Annotated in this window: 13 protein-coding genes; 12 read left to right on the top strand and 1 reads right to left on the bottom strand. The window is 57.9% G+C overall.

Features of this window, described 5'->3' with window-relative positions; translation table 11 throughout:
• The first annotated feature begins 261 nt into the window (after nucleotides 1-261).
• The 12 genes from NZ823_17530 to NZ823_17585 all read left to right on the top strand — a co-directional run bounded on the left by NZ823_17530 (nucleotide 262) and on the right by NZ823_17585 (nucleotide 14,176).
• Nucleotides 262-612 (top strand): cupin domain-containing protein, encoded by a 351-nt coding sequence (locus NZ823_17530; GenBank protein ID MCS6806930.1) that lies wholly within the window; start codon nucleotides 262-264, stop codon nucleotides 610-612.
• Nucleotides 596-1,162 carry a hemerythrin domain-containing protein gene (locus NZ823_17535; GenBank protein MCS6806931.1) on the top strand — a complete coding sequence of 189 codons (567 nt, stop codon included), beginning with the start codon at nucleotides 596-598 and terminating at the stop codon, nucleotides 1,160-1,162. The genes NZ823_17530 and NZ823_17535 overlap by 17 nt, the downstream gene beginning before the upstream one ends.
• Before the next feature lie 93 nt (nucleotides 1,163-1,255).
• Nucleotides 1,256-1,756 carry a hemerythrin domain-containing protein gene (locus tag NZ823_17540; GenBank protein ID MCS6806932.1) on the top strand — a complete coding sequence of 167 codons (501 nt, stop codon included), beginning with the start codon at nucleotides 1,256-1,258 and terminating at the stop codon, nucleotides 1,754-1,756.
• A gap of 18 nt (nucleotides 1,757-1,774) precedes the next feature.
• Nucleotides 1,775-3,697, top strand: a complete 1,923-nt coding sequence (locus NZ823_17545; protein ID MCS6806933.1) for an FAD-dependent oxidoreductase — start codon at nucleotides 1,775-1,777, stop codon at nucleotides 3,695-3,697.
• A gap of 96 nt (nucleotides 3,698-3,793) precedes the next feature.
• On the top strand, nucleotides 3,794-4,282 hold the full coding sequence (locus tag NZ823_17550; GenBank protein ID MCS6806934.1) for a ubiquinol-cytochrome c reductase iron-sulfur subunit: 489 nt from the start codon (nucleotides 3,794-3,796) through the stop codon (nucleotides 4,280-4,282).
• A 3-nt stretch (nucleotides 4,283-4,285) separates the two neighbouring features.
• On the top strand, nucleotides 4,286-5,095 hold the full coding sequence (locus tag NZ823_17555; protein MCS6806935.1) for a cytochrome b N-terminal domain-containing protein: 810 nt from the start codon (nucleotides 4,286-4,288) through the stop codon (nucleotides 5,093-5,095).
• Nucleotides 5,096-5,174: 79 nt separating this feature from the next.
• Nucleotides 5,175-5,894 carry a hypothetical protein gene (locus NZ823_17560; protein ID MCS6806936.1) on the top strand — a complete coding sequence of 240 codons (720 nt, stop codon included), beginning with the start codon at nucleotides 5,175-5,177 and terminating at the stop codon, nucleotides 5,892-5,894.
• Nucleotides 5,881-7,845 (top strand): c-type cytochrome, encoded by a 1,965-nt coding sequence (locus tag NZ823_17565; protein ID MCS6806937.1) that lies wholly within the window; start codon nucleotides 5,881-5,883, stop codon nucleotides 7,843-7,845. The genes NZ823_17560 and NZ823_17565 overlap by 14 nt, the downstream gene beginning before the upstream one ends.
• Nucleotides 7,846-8,011: 166 nt before the next feature.
• Nucleotides 8,012-11,455, top strand: a complete 3,444-nt coding sequence (locus tag NZ823_17570) for a molybdopterin-dependent oxidoreductase (GenBank protein ID MCS6806938.1) — start codon at nucleotides 8,012-8,014, stop codon at nucleotides 11,453-11,455.
• A 4-nt stretch (nucleotides 11,456-11,459) separates the two neighbouring features.
• Complete coding sequence (locus NZ823_17575; GenBank protein ID MCS6806939.1) at nucleotides 11,460-12,587, top strand: dehydrogenase; 1,128 nt, start codon at nucleotides 11,460-11,462, stop codon at nucleotides 12,585-12,587.
• Between the two features lie 36 nt (nucleotides 12,588-12,623).
• On the top strand, nucleotides 12,624-13,496 hold the full coding sequence (locus NZ823_17580; GenBank protein ID MCS6806940.1) for an ethylbenzene dehydrogenase-related protein: 873 nt from the start codon (nucleotides 12,624-12,626) through the stop codon (nucleotides 13,494-13,496).
• Nucleotides 13,493-14,176 (top strand): molecular chaperone TorD family protein, encoded by a 684-nt coding sequence (locus NZ823_17585; GenBank protein ID MCS6806941.1) that lies wholly within the window; start codon nucleotides 13,493-13,495, stop codon nucleotides 14,174-14,176. Before NZ823_17580 ends, NZ823_17585 begins: the two co-directional genes overlap by 4 nt.
• A 102-nt stretch (nucleotides 14,177-14,278) precedes the next feature.
• Here NZ823_17585 and NZ823_17590 read toward each other — a convergent pair.
• Nucleotides 14,279-14,536 (bottom strand): Uma2 family endonuclease (locus NZ823_17590; GenBank protein MCS6806942.1); only part of this gene is annotated, 258 nt, incomplete at its 5' end.

Consider the following 14,536-nt stretch of genomic DNA (forward strand, 5'->3'; position numbering starts at 1 on the left):
GGACCAGTGGCACTGACCAGCCCTTTGTTAACTCTGCTGCTGCAACCACGCCGGCGTGCCAACAAACTCAGTGGAGAAATAACCCTGCGCCATTATTCGCAGCGACTGCGGCTTATGCCACAGCGTCCGGCGCTGGCGCTCTCAACGACTCGCGCCAACAACTGACGCCTTGGCCAATGCTTGAGTGGATTTGAGTGGGGCACCAAGCCTTTTGGCATGAGGGTTGCACAATAACCTCTCTTATATCCATGAGGTGGTACAATGGGGGCGTATACGTACATCGCCAATTTGCTTGAGCAGATTGACATTCCCAGCCGAGGTACGTTAAGTCGCACGGTCTATGCCGACGATTCTGTCAAGGTTGTCTTGTTTGGGTTTGATGCCGAGCAGGAACTTTCAGAACACACAGCAGCCGTGCCGGCCATGCTCCATTTCCTTCAGGGAGATGCTCGATTAACGTTGGGCAACGAGCCGCTAGAAGTTTCTGCTGGAGCTTGGGTGCACATGCCGGCGCATCTGCCGCACAGCCTTTATGCAAAAACTCCTGTTGTGATGTTGTTGCTGCTACTCAAAGGCGTGCCGCGAGGAGAACGATATGAAACACCCGATTGACATGCTCAAAAGTGAGCATCGCGTGATCGAGCGAGCGCTCGGCGCGCTCGATGGCATTTGCCAACGAATGGAACAGAACGAACGGATTCCTTCGGAGGCATTATCCAGTTTGATTGATTTTTTCCGCATGTTCGCCGATCGTTGCCATCACGGCAAGGAAGAAGCCCAATTATTCCCTGCGTTAGTCGAACGGGGCATTCCGCGCGAGGGTGGCCCGATTGGTGTGATGCTCTATGAACACGAAGTCGGACGGGGACTTGTGAAGGAGTTCAGTCAAGCGGCTGAAGCGTATCACTCGGGTGACGCCAGCGCCGGTCAACAGATCATCAGCGTTGGACACCGCTATATTGAATTGCTGACGCAGCATATCTACAAAGAGGACAACATCCTCTTCCGTATGGCCGAGCAGGTTCTGGATGAGCCATCTCAACGCGCACTTGGCGAGGCATTTGAGCAAGTTGATTCAGAATTCGGCGATGGGTTTCATCAACGCTACGAGCAATTGGCTAACGCCTTAGAGCAAGCATGGAGCAGCGGGAGCAAAGGATAATCGAAACGCTCAGCCATCAGCTTACAGTCGCTCCATGATGAGCGTCAGAACTAGGGAGCCCGGAATAATCGAGGCGTTCAACCGTCAGCCGCCATGAGAAAACGCCATGAAAGCTTAATCCCGCTTTCGCACCAGCACCATCATGGGTTGGTGATGAGTCGGCGATTGCGGCAGCAACCGGAGGATGACCCGAATCGGTCAGCCGCAACGGCTGCGCTCGCGCGCGAGCTGATTGAGTTCTTCGACCATGATCTGACGCCGCATTTCGCCGCTGAAGAAGAGGCGCTCTTCCCGGCAATGGAAGAGCAATTGGGTAGCCTGTTGATCATTGATCAGTTGCGACGCGAACATCAGCAGATGGCTGCGATCATCGAGCGTTTGCGCCGGACCACAGCGACAGCTTCATCGGCGTTGCTCCACCGCTTTGGTGAGCTACTGCACGATCACATTCGGAAAGAAGAGCGGGTATTGTTTGCGTTATTTGAAGAGCGCATGCCTGCCGAGAGCGTCGTGCGAGTCGGCCAGCGAATTGCACAGATAACAGCAACGGTTCAGCAACGAGTCTGTGAGAGTCGGCCGCCACGCACACGTTGACCGACAGTGAGACACGTCATGATGACCGAGCTGAGACAGCAGCAGTGGAACTCCTGGTGGGAAGGGCGCGATGGACTGAATCTGCGCTATCTGGAGAGTAACTTCCCGTGCCGCGCCGCCTGCCCGGTCAACACCAATGCCGGCGGGTATGTCAGCTTGATTGCGCAAGGACGGTTTCGTGAGGCCTATTTGCTGGCGCGTCGTCCGAATCCGCTGGCCTCGGTGTGCGGGCGCGTCTGCGCCCATCCGTGTGAAGCGGCTTGTCGTCGCGGGTACTTGGATCAGCCGATTGCTATTCGCGCGATGAAGCGGTTTGTCAATGAGCGGTATGGCGTGGAGAGCGCGTGTTCATTTGAAGAGATTCTGCAGGTGGTTGAGCGGCCTCGCCCGCCGGCGCCGACGCCGGGCCGGGTGGCCGTGATCGGTTCGGGGCCGGCCGGACTGTCGTGCGCCCATGACCTGGCGTTGATGGGACACGCGGTAACGGTGTTTGATGCTGCGCCGGTGGCCGGCGGCATGATGCGGCTTGCCATTCCCGAATACCGCTTGCCGCGCCTGTTATTGGATCGAGAGATCGAGTTCATTCGCTTTCTCGGCGTCCAATTTCGCTTGGGCGTTGACATCGGTGTGGACATCAGCTTTGCCGAACTTCGCCGGCAATTCGACGCCGTTTTTCTGGCCACGGGCTGTCGGAAAGGCAAAATCCTAAAAATTCCCGGCGCTGAGAAGAAGGGCGTTCTGACGGCTCTGGATTTTTTGATCAATCTCAATCTGGGCGTGCCACTGGACATCGGCCAAAATGTGTTGGTTGTGGGTGGGGGCAACGTTGCCTTTGATGCGGCGCGGGCGGCGCGGCGTTTTGGGGGAACGTCGCTGCCTGATGAAGAGCACCACAATCTGGCTGTAGATGCGGCCGTCGCAGCAGCTCGCGTGTTGCGACGCAAAGTCACCATGGTCACGCTGGAATCGCGCGACGAGATGCCCGCCGACCCCGAAGAAATCGAGCAAGGCTCGTTGGAAGGCATCCGCCTCATTCATCGGCGCGGGCCGAAAGCGATTCTGGGCAACGGGCGCGTGACATCGCTGGAGACCCTTGACGTGGCCCGCGTCTTTGACGAGCAAGGGCGATTTGCGCCGGAATTCATCGAGGGGTCTGAGAAGCAAATTCCTTGCGACACCGTGATCATCGCCATCGGACAGATTGCCGACCTTTCCTTTCTTGGCGAGGAGCATGGTTTGCAGATCACGCCGCAACAAACGGTGGTGGTGAATTCGCAGACGTTGGCCACGTCGGCGCCGGGCGTGTTTGCCGGTGGCGACGTGGCCTTCGGTCCTCGCATCATCATCTCTGCCGTGGCCGACGGGCGACGCGCGGCCAAATCCATTGACACCTATTTGACCGGTCGCACAGACCCGCCCACACAATACGCCGTTCGCGTGTTTCCCACGTTCGGATATGATCATCCGTTTGCTCGCGGCGACTATGAGACAATCCCTCGTCGTCGCGTTCCGGTGCTGCCGATTGAGCGAAGACAGGCGCGTGAAGAAGTCGAGCTGTGCCTCTCGGAAGAAGAAGCGATGGCCGAAGGGAAACGCTGCCTCCATTGCTGGGTCAATACGATTTTTGATTCGTCACGTGTGCAAGGAACCGAGTGCATTCAATGCGGCGGCTGCGTGGATGTCTGTCCCGAACAGTGCATTGATTTGAAATCGCTGATCCGCATTGCCGCTGCCTCAGACAGACCGCTGGCGCTACTGCCAAACGGTGAGCCGGCAACCATCTTGCAGGCGACTCACGGCGCTGCGCTCATCAAAGATGAAACGGCGTGTATCCGTTGCGGACTGTGCGCCCGTCGCTGTCCCACCGGTGTGATTACGATGCAGGCATTTTATCGCGCTGACGAGGCCGAGATCATGCAACTGGCTGACAGGATTTTATGATGACTCAACAAAAGGCAAATGCGCCATCGGTGAAGAGCCGCACACGCACCGAGGAGATTCGGCCTCTTTGCGGCCGGTTCTACAGGAGAGAGCAACATGCCACTGATTGACGATTTGAAGATGCCACTCGATGATGAAGAACTGAGCCGACGTGAATTTCTCGGTTGGCTGGGTGGCGGCGCGATGGCCGTGGCCGCGCTCGGCACAGCGATCACTGCCGTGCGCTTCATGTGGCCCGAAGTGCTCTTTGAAGAACAGACGCGCTATCGCGTTGGCAAGCCTGAGGAGATTCCCGTTGGCACGCTCATTGCCATGCCGGAGCAAAAGATTTACGTCTTTCACGACCGCAATGGGTTTGTTGCCATGTCGGCGGTCTGCACGCACCTGGGTTGTTTGACGCGCTACGAAAAAGAGAACGACCGCATCTTTTGTCCCTGTCACGGCAGCCGATTTTCCACCGATGGTCAGGTGACCGTCGGGCCTGCGCCCAAGCCGTTGCCCAGATTGCTACTGACATTGGAGCAGGGCGTCTTGGTGGTGGATGCAGCGAAGACCGTCAACCCGGATACGATTTTGAAGGTGTAACGTATGGCTCAATCAACGGCAACACACTCATCATGGAAAGAGGCATTAGCACGCAATCGCGTGTTTCGCTCGATTGTCCGACGCGGGTTGGCCGACACCAATCGCAATCGCTCGCTGGCTGTGTTTGGCAATTTCTTTTTGCACATTCATCCGGTCAAAGTGAACGTGCGGGCCATCGCGTTTACGCGGACATTTTATCTGGGCGGATTGGCGGCGGCCTCATTTATGATCCTGGTGGTGACGGGTGTGTTTTTGATGTTCTACTACCACCCGTCGGTGCCGCGCGCGTATGAAGACATGAAAGATTTGCAATATGTCGTCTACATGGGCCCATTTCTGCGCAATCTGCATCGCTGGGCCGCGCACGCGATGGTTGCGCTGGTGATGTTGCACATGGTGCGGGTTTTCTTTGCCGGAGCTTATCGTCCGCCGCGCGAGTTCAATTGGGTCATCGGCGTCTTCTTGCTTGTGCTGACGATTTTGCTCTCGTATACCGGTTATCTCTTGCCGTGGGATCAACTGGCTTTCTGGGGCGTAACGGTGGGAACAAACATGGCTGACGCTGTGCCGTGGCTCGGCCACCATATCAAGTTTCTGCTGTTGGGCGGCACGCAGGTCAATGAAAATGCGTTGTTGCGATTTTATGTGTTGCATTGTGTCGTGCTGCCGCTGGCTTTGATTGTATTGCTCTCGGTGCACATCTGGCGCGTGCGCAAAGATGGGGGCATTTATCTGGGCGAACCGCCCCATGAGGGAAATCCGAAGTCCGAAATCCGGAACACGCTGCCGCTTCAAGTGAGCGAGCCCTCCTGAACGTTAGCGTTTTTGGATGTTGGGCATCGAGCTTTGTTTTGGATTTGGCATTCGCTTCAGCAACTATGGAGGTGGAAGCATGAACCGCGCCCATCCACAGTATCTTCTCGATGTTGATGATAATGCGCGTCAAGCGCCGATTCGACTGGTGGTCGTCCAAGCGGATCAGCGTCCGCCGGTGGATGCCACCGACGAACCGATGGTCATGACGATGCCACACTTGTTGTTGCGCGAGGGGATTGCGCTGGTCAGTTTGTCGCTCTTTCTGGTTGTGCTGGCTATCTTCTTTGACGCGCCGCTAGAGGAAATTGCGAATCCGCAAAAGACGCCCAATCCAGCGAAAGCGCCGTGGTACTTCCTCGGCTTGCAGGAGCTGTTGCACTACTATCCGCCGTTGGTGTCGGGCGTATTATTGCCGGCCTTGGTGATTGTGGCGCTGGTCGTCATACCCTATTTCAACATCAATCTGAAGCGCGAGGCGTTTTGGCGCGAGCGAAGGACGCGCAAGCTGCAATATCTCTGGTTGACGGTCGCTGTGTTATCGGTGGTCTTTCTATTCACCGGCGCTCATCCGGTCTGGCCGATTGTGATTCCGCTATGGGCGGTCGCGCTGTTGATGACGCTGCCGGCGGTGCGGCCTGCGTCGGCAGGTCTGGTGGCCTGGCTTGGCGACCGTAGTTTAGCGTTTTGGATTTTCCTCTGGTTCCTCCTAGCCAGCGTCGCCCTGACGGTCATCGGCACATTCTTCCGAGGACCCGGCTGGGAATGGACGCTGCCGTGGCGTGATGGAATCTATTGATATGGCTGATGAATCGTTCAATCCGCAGAATCTACAACCGGGACGGATGCTCCGCCTGTTTGCGCTGCTCAGCTCGCTCTTTGTAATCGTGCTGGCTGTGGCTCCGTTGCGGCCGTACTTTGCCGAGTGGCGCAGTGTGCAGAAACGTTACAACACGCTCGCCACACAAACGGGCGCAGCGACCATTCCGATCGCCATTCAACAAATCTGGAAACCGCAACTGGGCGTCACTGACCGCTGTGTGACGTGTCATCTTGGCATGGGGCAAGCAGCGCCGCTGGAGAGCGAACGGCTGTTTCGCGCCCATCCGCCGGTGGCGCATGATCCGAAGGAATTTGGGTGCACGGTCTGTCATGGCGGACAAGGCCGCGCGACAACAAAAGAGGCAGCGCACGGATTCGTCTCATTCTGGGATGAGCAGATGTTGCCGGTTGAGCATCTCTCGGCCGGTTGTGGTACCTGCCACACTGAAGCTCCGCTGGTGTCGCGTCGGCAATTGGAGCGTGGCCGCTTGCTCGTTGAAAGCCTCGATTGCCTAAGCTGCCATCGCATGGACGGGCGCGGGCGCGGCTCGGCGTCAGACCTAAGCTATGTTGGCCTGAAAGGCTACCGTGCCGATTGGCACCCGTGGCACTTGGCCGAGCAAGCCAAAGATAGATCTGGCTTGTGGGCGTCCCGGTACGGCGAGATTGCGCCGGAGGATGTGGCCACGATCAACGCCTACTTGAACACGCGCATTGGCGCCGCGCGCATTGTTGAAGCGCAAGCAGTGGCGATGGAGCGCGGCTGCTTGGGTTGTCACAAGATCGGCGGGCGCGGCGGCGATGAGGGACCGGCGCTGGATGCGGTCGGTCGAAAGCCGGTTGGCGATCTCAACTTCGAGCGCGTGCCCGGCGAGCGGACGTTCGTCAATTACATGCGTCATCATTTGCGTGATCCTGTCGGCATTGTTCCCGGTTCTCAGATGCCCGCGCAGGCGCTCAGCGACCGCGAGATTGAACTGTTGACCTCCTACATCCTGTTTCTGCGTGGCCGCGAGCTGCCCGCTGCCTACATGCCCAAGGAGCGCGTGCGGCGCGACGTGCTCAAAGAGAAGCCGGCGCCGATGTCGGGCGAGCAAGTCTTCAGCGCCTATTGCAGCGCCTGTCATGGCAGCAACGGCGAAGGCAAAAACTACGGCTCACTGGACGTGCGATTTCCTGCTATTGGGCAGGCTGATTTTCTCGATGTGGCTACCGATACATTCATTGAAAGCACGCTGAAAACCGGTCGTCCCGGACGAAAGATGCCGGCTCTGGGAGCCGCCGGCGGCAGCCTCACGCAAGAAGAGATCAGCTCATTGATTCAGTATTTACGCGCGCGGCAACCACAGCCTCCTTCACTCGCTGCTGTTGAGCAGGCCGCATCAAATCGCAGCATCGGTGAGCAGACCTATAAGAACGATTGCGCAGCCTGCCACGGCCGCGCTGGCGAAGGGACGCCATTGGGCTCGCCGCTGGCGACGGCTGATAGCCGCATTCGCGGGCGTCGGGCCGAGGCCTATCGGGCGCTGACTCAAGGTGTGGCCAACACCGCCATGCCCCAATACACCGGCTATGATGCAGTGACGCTCCGCTCCTTGCTTGATTATGTAACGGCGCTTCCCATCGTCGCGGGATCACGAGCATCATGGCGCATCGGGTCAGGAGACGCCGCTTCCGGCAAGATGCTTTACCTGAAAAACTGCGCCGGCTGTCATGGTGAAGGCGGCGCCGGCAAACTGGGTCCTGCACTGGCCAATGCGGGGTTCCTGAAGGCAGCAACGCGTGAATATATTGCCGCCACCATTGTGCGTGGACGCGCCGGCACGCCGATGCCGGCCTTCGGACGCGATAGTGTGAATTATTCGACGCTCGCGCCAAACGAGGTTCTGGACATCACTGCTTTTGTGCGCGAGCAGCTCGGACGATGACGTCAATGGTAGCCGACACTGTGGCTGCCAAAGAAAGGATGATTACAGATACCATGACAAACTTGGTCACCAACCATACGGCATGGAGACAGAGGGGAATAAGAGCGATTTTAGGACCTCATGCTCTGCGACCCCGCTTTGGTGAGCAATGAAAGGGGGAATGATTATGGACCGACGCAATTTCCTACAAGCTGCTTCGGCAATGGGCTTCAGCGCGCTGGTGGCTAGCGTGAGCAAAGCGTGGGCGCTGGAATCAGTCAGCAATCCGCTTGCGCACTACCCGAATCGCGATTGGGAGAAAGTCTACCGTGATTTATTCAAGGTGGACGATTCATTTGTCTTTTTGTGTGCGCCGAATGATACGCATAACTGTCTGCTGCGTGCATACGTGCGCAACGGCGTCGTGGTGCGGATTGGTCCGACGATGCGGTATGGCGAGGCTGAAGACATTTATGGCAATAGGACTTCGCATCGGTGGGACCCGCGGTGTTGTCAGAAAGGATTGGCGCTGACGCGTCGGTTCTACGGCGACCGCCGTGTGCGCTACCCGATGATTCGCAAGGGATTCAAAGAGTGGGTCGAGAGCGGATTCCCGCGCGACCGGGATGGCAAGCCGCCGGAGAAATACTTTCGTCGCGGCTGGGATAGTTGGGAAAAGATCGGCTGGGACGAAGCCGCTGACATCGTCGCGCGCACGTTGCACAACATTGCCGTGACCTATAGCGGCCCAGATGGCGCGCGCAAGCTGGCCGCTCAACATTACGAGCAGGAGTCCATCGCCGCGATGAAGGGCGCCGGCACGCAATGTTTGAAGTTTCGCGGCGGCATGCCGCTGCTCGGCGTGACGCGAGTGATGGCGCTCTATCGGCTGGCCGGCGCGCTTGCCTTGATGGACAGCAAGATTCGTGGCGTCGGGCCGGATCAGGCGCTTGGCGGGCGTGGTTGGGATAACTATTCATGGCATACCGATCTGCCGCCGGGCCATACAATGGTCACGGGGACGCAAACCGTCGAATTCGATTTGCATGCAGTCGAGCGGGCGAAGCTCGTGCTCGTCTGGGGCATGAACTGGATTACCACCAAAATGCCCGATTCGCACTGGCTCACCGAAGCGCGACTGAAAGGGACCAAAGTCATCGTCATCGCCTGCGAGTACGCGGCCACATCCAACAAAGCTGATGAGGCGATCATCGTGCGCCCCGGCGCGACGCCGGCGCTGGCTTTAGGCGTTTGCCATGTGCTCATTCGAGACAAGCTCTACGATGAGGCCTTCGTCAAGCGATTCACTGATCTGCCGCTGCTGGTGCGCATGGACACGTTGAAACTGCTTCGCGCGGCCGATTTGCCCAATGCTGAACCGCTCGCTCCGTTGACGAACTTCACGACCGTGCTGCCTCCGGGGCAAGCGCCGCCACCGCCAGGCATGCAACAAGGACAATTCATACCAGCCGCGTTGCGCCAACAGTGGGGCGACGCCGTGATCTGGGACCGCGCCAAGAACGCGCCGGTCCGGCTGACGCGCGATATGGTCGGCGCGCACTTTGACAAAGCACAGCTCGATCCGGCGCTGGAAGGCCAGTACCAGGTCACACTGGCTAACGGCCAACAAGTCGCTTGCCGACCCGTCTTCGACCTGGTCAAGCAATATATCATGGAGAACTTCTCGCCGAGCGCGACCGAGCAGATGACCTGGGCACCCAAAGAGGCCATTGAACATCTGGCGCGACAAATCGCCCAAGCCAAGGGCCAAACGCTGATCGCCGTCGGCATGGGACCGAATCAGTTCTTCAACAACGATCTGAAGGATCGAACACAATTTCTCATGGCTGCGCTGACCAACAATATCGGCCATCTGAGCGGCAATATCGGCAGCTATGCCGGCAACTATCGCATTGCGCTGTTCAATGGGTTGCCGCAGTACATGATGGAGAATCCGTTCGACATCGAGCTGGACCCCGCCAAACCGTCTCGCCCGAAACAATACTGGCGACCCGAATCGGCGCATTATTACAACCACGAAGATCACCCGTTGAAAGTCGGCAACAGAATGTTCACTGGCAAAGGACACATGCCGACGCCGACTAAATCGCTCTGGTTCGCCAATGCCAATTCGATTCTCGGCAATGTGAAGTGGCATTACAACGTCGTCAACAACGTGCTGCCGCGCATCGAAATGATCGCCGTCAACGAATGGTGGTGGTCCACCTCGTGCGAATACGCCGACATCGTGTTTGCCGTTGATTCGTGGGCTGAGATGAAGCAGCCCGACATGACGGCATCGGTGACGAATCCGTTTTTGCAAATCTTTCCCCGCACGCCGCTGCCGCGCATCTTTGATACGCGCGGTGACGGAGAGGTCGTCGCCATGGTGGCCGAGAAACTGGCCAAGATCACCGGCGATGCGCGATTCAACGATTACTTCAAATTCATTCGGGAAGGCCGCGCCGATGTCTACCTGCAACGCATTATCAATGCCAGTTCTTCCGCCAAGGGCTATCAGTTCGCTGAGCTGGAGGCCAAGGCTAAAGAAGGCGTTCCGGCGCTGCTGTTGGCTCGCACCGCGCCGCGCACTGGTGGCTACGAGCAAATTCAAGACTCGAAGCCGTGGTATACCAAGAGCGGACGGCTCGAATTCTATCGCGACGAAGATGAATTCATCGCCTATGGCGAAAACCTACCGGTTTACCGTGAGCCGGTGGATTCAACATTCTATGAGCCGAACGTGATCGTTGGCGCTCCGCATCCCTGCTTCAAGCACGAGGAGCCGAGCGTGTATGGCCTGGATGCAGACGATCTATCTTGTGAAACCCGTCAGGTGCGCAATATCGTCAAACCGTGGTCGGTGGTGGCGCAGACGCAGCATCCGCTGGCCAAGGATGGTTATCGGTTCATCTTTCACACGCCCAAGTACCGGCATGGCTCACACACCACGCCGATAGATACCGACATGGTTGCGGTGCTGTTCGGCCCATTCGGTGATCTCTATCGGCATGACAAGCGCATGCCGTTTGTCACCGAAGGGTACGTTGACATCAACCCAGCCGATGCCAAAGAACTGGGCATTGAGGACGGCGATTACGTTTGGATTGACTCTGATCCGTCGGATCGTCCGTATCGCGGATGGAAGCAGGGCGATCCCGCCTACAAAGTCGCTCGACTCTTGTGTCGCGCGCGTTACTATCCGGGCACGCCGCGCGGCGTGACGCGCATGTGGTTCAACATGTACGCTGCGACGCCAGGCAGCGTCAAAGGCGCTGAGTCGCGGCCCGATGGCTTAGCCAAGAATCCTGACACGAATTATCAGGCGATGTTTCGCGGCGGCTCTCATCAGAGCGCGACACGCGGCTGGTTGAAACCGACGTTGATGACCGATTCGCTGCCGCGCAAGGAGCTGATGGGACATGCAATGGGCCAGGGATTCTTGCCGGATTCGCACTGTCCGACAGGCGCGCCGCGCGAAGCAATTGTCAAGATCACGCGCGCTGAACCGGGTGGCCTCGGTGGTCAAGGCTTGTGGCGACCGGCTCAACTGGGCTTGCGACCCGGCTATGAAAGCGACGCGATGAAAAAATTCCTCAACGGCGAATTCATCACGACGAAGGAGCGATAAGATTATGCCTCGCGTATACAATTGGCAAATTGGCCGCACGATGAGTTACTGGTATTCCGAGCATCGCCCGCAACGTCAGTTCGGCGCGGTGTTCGATATAAACAAGTGCATTGAGTGTCAAACCTGCACGCTGGCCTGCAAAACGACCTGGACGAGCGGACGTGGACAAGAATACATGCTGTGGAACAACGTTGAAACAAAACCTTACGGCAGCTATCCACTTGCCTGGGACGTCCAGTTACTCCAGCGGCTCGGCCCACAAACGTGGGAAGGAAAGACCTATACGGGTCGCACGATTTTTGAGGCAGCGCCCGCTGGCGAGCGCGTGCTCAACTCAACGCACGAGCAAGTAGATTACTGCTATCCCAACGTCGGCGAGGACGAGATTGCCGGCGCCGTCGAACGTGGCGGCTGGCTCAGCTTGCCGCAACAGGCCTGGATGTTCTATCTGGCGCGCATTTGCAATCACTGTACCTACCCAGCCTGCCTGTCGTCATGTCCCCGCTCGTCCATTTACAAGCGACCGGAAGACGGCATCGTCGTGATTGACCAGCAACGCTGCCGTGGCTATCAGGAATGCGTCAAGGGCTGCCCCTACGGTAAGGTCTACTTCAATCCCCATACCGGCACCAGTGAAAAGTGCATCGGGTGCTTCCCCAAGATCGAACAGGGGATTCAACCACAGTGTTTCGTCAATTGCATCGGCAAGATTCGGCTGCAAGGGTGGATCAGCACGCCCGACAAGGCCCGCGAAGATAATCCGATTGATTATCTGGTGCATGTGCGAAAACTGGCGCTGCCGCTCTATCCACAATTCGGATTGGAGCCGAACGTCTACTATGTGCCGCCCATCAACGTGCCTGATCACTTCCTCATTCAGATGTTCGGACCCGATGCGCCGGCGGCCGTGCGCACTTATCGCAATGCCAAGGACGACAAAACGCTTCAAGGCTTGTTCGCGCTGTTTGGTTCGACCGAGCGCACCATCCCGTTTTTCAAGATCGTCGGCGATATGGCCATCGCGCTCGACGACAACAAGAAGGAATTTGCCAGAGTGCCGATCTACGAACCGGTTCACATCCGTCCGGCTCAGGATCGCCTCTATCAGATCATGCGAAGCAATACGACATAGTTCGATTGCCAATTGCGGATGGACAGGAGTGATCCTATGAGCAACAAGATTGTCCCAATGATGGTGATGGTGATCGTGGCGCTCGCCGGTTGCGCACGCACCGCTGTTGATACGCAGCAAGTGTCTGCCGTGAAAATAACCGGGCCGCTGCCGGTCGAAGACCCCAACGCGAAGCTCTGGAACGACGCGCCGGAGCATCCGGCCAAACTCATGGTTCAGGATGTGGCTGAGCCTAAAATGATGGAGCCGGGCATTTCGCTCATCAAAGTTCGCGCCTTGCATAATAACGATTGGCTGGCCTTTCGCCTGGAGTGGGACGACGCCACGCAAAATCTTATTCCGCAACCCGGCGCAAGCTCTGACGCCGTTGCCATTCAATTTCCTTTGCAAGCGGGCGCCGATGTTCCTGATGCTGCGATGGGCGAGAAGGGCAAAGGCGTGCGGATTTGGTACTGGAAGGCCGTCTGGCAAGATGACGACGAGCGGGCGCAAGCCGGCCGAGGCGATCGCATTGCGACGCTCTATCCAAACGCAACGAGCGACCACTATCCGTTTGAAGCCAACGCCGCCGCGCGCGACGAGATGGAAAAACGCTATGCGCCAGCCAAAGCGGCAGGCAATCCGATTCTGGCGCGACCCAATGCCAGCCCTGTTCAAGTGCTGATGGCCGAAGGCTTCGGCCACACGACGCCGAGCGCCAATCAGCCATCGGCCGGTCGTGGCCTCTGGACGCGCGGCCGCTGGACGACCACGATTGCGCGTCCGATACGCGGCGGCGCTGAGCTTGGCGATTTGGAAGTTGGCAAGAGAACCTACATCGCTTTCGCCGTGTGGGACGGCGCCAAGCAACACACCGGCTCGCGCAAGATGCGCTCCGGCTGGATTCCATTCGTGTTGAAAGACCAATGACCATTCACGATGAGACAACCGTTTCGACGTTGGGCGATTCAGCAGCAAGGGTTCGTGTTGAAGGAACAATGGCCGTCAACAATGATGTCAACAATGAGGCTCAAATCCGCCGGTGGCTCCAGGTAGCGGCAACGTGGCGATTCTTGTCGTTGTTGTTTCAGTCGCCGACGCCCCAGTCGTATAGCGAACTTCAAGCGCTGATTAGCGAGCTGCCCTCTGAGCAGCAAGAACGCGCTCGTCAGCTTATGACGATGCCACTAGAAGGTTGGCAAGCCGAGTTTCATCGCGTCTTGGGGCCGGGCGGCGTCCCTGCCTGCGAATCGTCGTACGAGGAAAACGCATTGGCGGGACGTGGGCCAGTGATCGCTGACATTGCCGGCTTCTACCGGGCGTTTGCCTACAGCCCAGCCAATGCGCCTGCCGAGACGCCTGACCACATGTCAATCGAGCTGGGGTTCCTCTCGTATCTGGCCCTGAAGATTGCGTTCGCTACCTATGCTGGCAAGCACGAAGAAGCGCAGCTCGCCTGCGATGCATACCGGCGATTTCTCACCGATCATCTTCACTACTGGGCGGAGCCGTTTCAACAAGCCGTCGCGCGCGCGGCATCGCCGTTGTATTCAACAGGCGCCGAGTGGGTGTGTGCCTTGGAACAATCGGCCACTTGCGGGACAGGGTGACGCGTCACAAGGTGTGTGGAGTGAAGAACGCATTATTCATGGGAGCAATCGGCCACTTGTGCGGCACGGTGACACAGGGCTTGCAAATCGAAATCCTGTGCTTCAGCCAAGAATTTCGTCTACGCCGAGCACTAGATTAGGCAGACACGTCATTGCCAGCGATTCACCGCGCCCAGCGGTCTTGACGATTTGATAAGTTCCGCTCACAGGCTGTGAATGAGCTTCAACCTGATCGTCTGGCAGGTTCACTAACCATACTTCCGGGATGCCGGCGCGAGCGTAGAGCGGCAACTTCACCTCTCGGTCATACGCTGCCGATGTATCGGCCACTTCGATGATCAGAAGCACATCATCGGGAGT

The sequence above is a fragment of the Blastocatellia bacterium genome (assembly GCA_025054955.1).
GTDB lineage: Bacteria > Acidobacteriota > Blastocatellia > HR10 > J050 > JANWZE01.

Excerpts from the sequence above, each read along its gene's own strand:
- NZ823_17555 (MCS6806935.1), top strand. The coding sequence starts at position 4,286 with ATGGCTCAATCAACGGCAACACACTCATCATGGAAAGAGGCATTAGCA.
- NZ823_17535 (MCS6806931.1), top strand. The coding sequence starts at position 596 with ATGAAACACCCGATTGACATGCTCAAAAGTGAGCATCGCGTGATCGAG.
- NZ823_17550 (MCS6806934.1), top strand. The coding sequence starts at position 3,794 with ATGCCACTGATTGACGATTTGAAGATGCCACTCGATGATGAAGAACTG.
- NZ823_17565 (MCS6806937.1), top strand. The coding sequence starts at position 5,881 with ATGGAATCTATTGATATGGCTGATGAATCGTTCAATCCGCAGAATCTA.
- NZ823_17530 (MCS6806930.1), top strand. The coding sequence starts at position 262 with ATGGGGGCGTATACGTACATCGCCAATTTGCTTGAGCAGATTGACATT.
- NZ823_17540 (MCS6806932.1), top strand. The coding sequence starts at position 1,256 with ATGAGAAAACGCCATGAAAGCTTAATCCCGCTTTCGCACCAGCACCAT.
- NZ823_17560 (MCS6806936.1), top strand. The coding sequence starts at position 5,175 with ATGAACCGCGCCCATCCACAGTATCTTCTCGATGTTGATGATAATGCG.
- NZ823_17585 (MCS6806941.1), top strand. The coding sequence starts at position 13,493 with ATGACCATTCACGATGAGACAACCGTTTCGACGTTGGGCGATTCAGCA.
- NZ823_17545 (MCS6806933.1), top strand. The coding sequence starts at position 1,775 with ATGATGACCGAGCTGAGACAGCAGCAGTGGAACTCCTGGTGGGAAGGG.
- NZ823_17580 (MCS6806940.1), top strand. The coding sequence starts at position 12,624 with ATGAGCAACAAGATTGTCCCAATGATGGTGATGGTGATCGTGGCGCTC.
- NZ823_17570 (MCS6806938.1), top strand. The coding sequence starts at position 8,012 with ATGGACCGACGCAATTTCCTACAAGCTGCTTCGGCAATGGGCTTCAGC.
- NZ823_17575 (MCS6806939.1), top strand. The coding sequence starts at position 11,460 with ATGCCTCGCGTATACAATTGGCAAATTGGCCGCACGATGAGTTACTGG.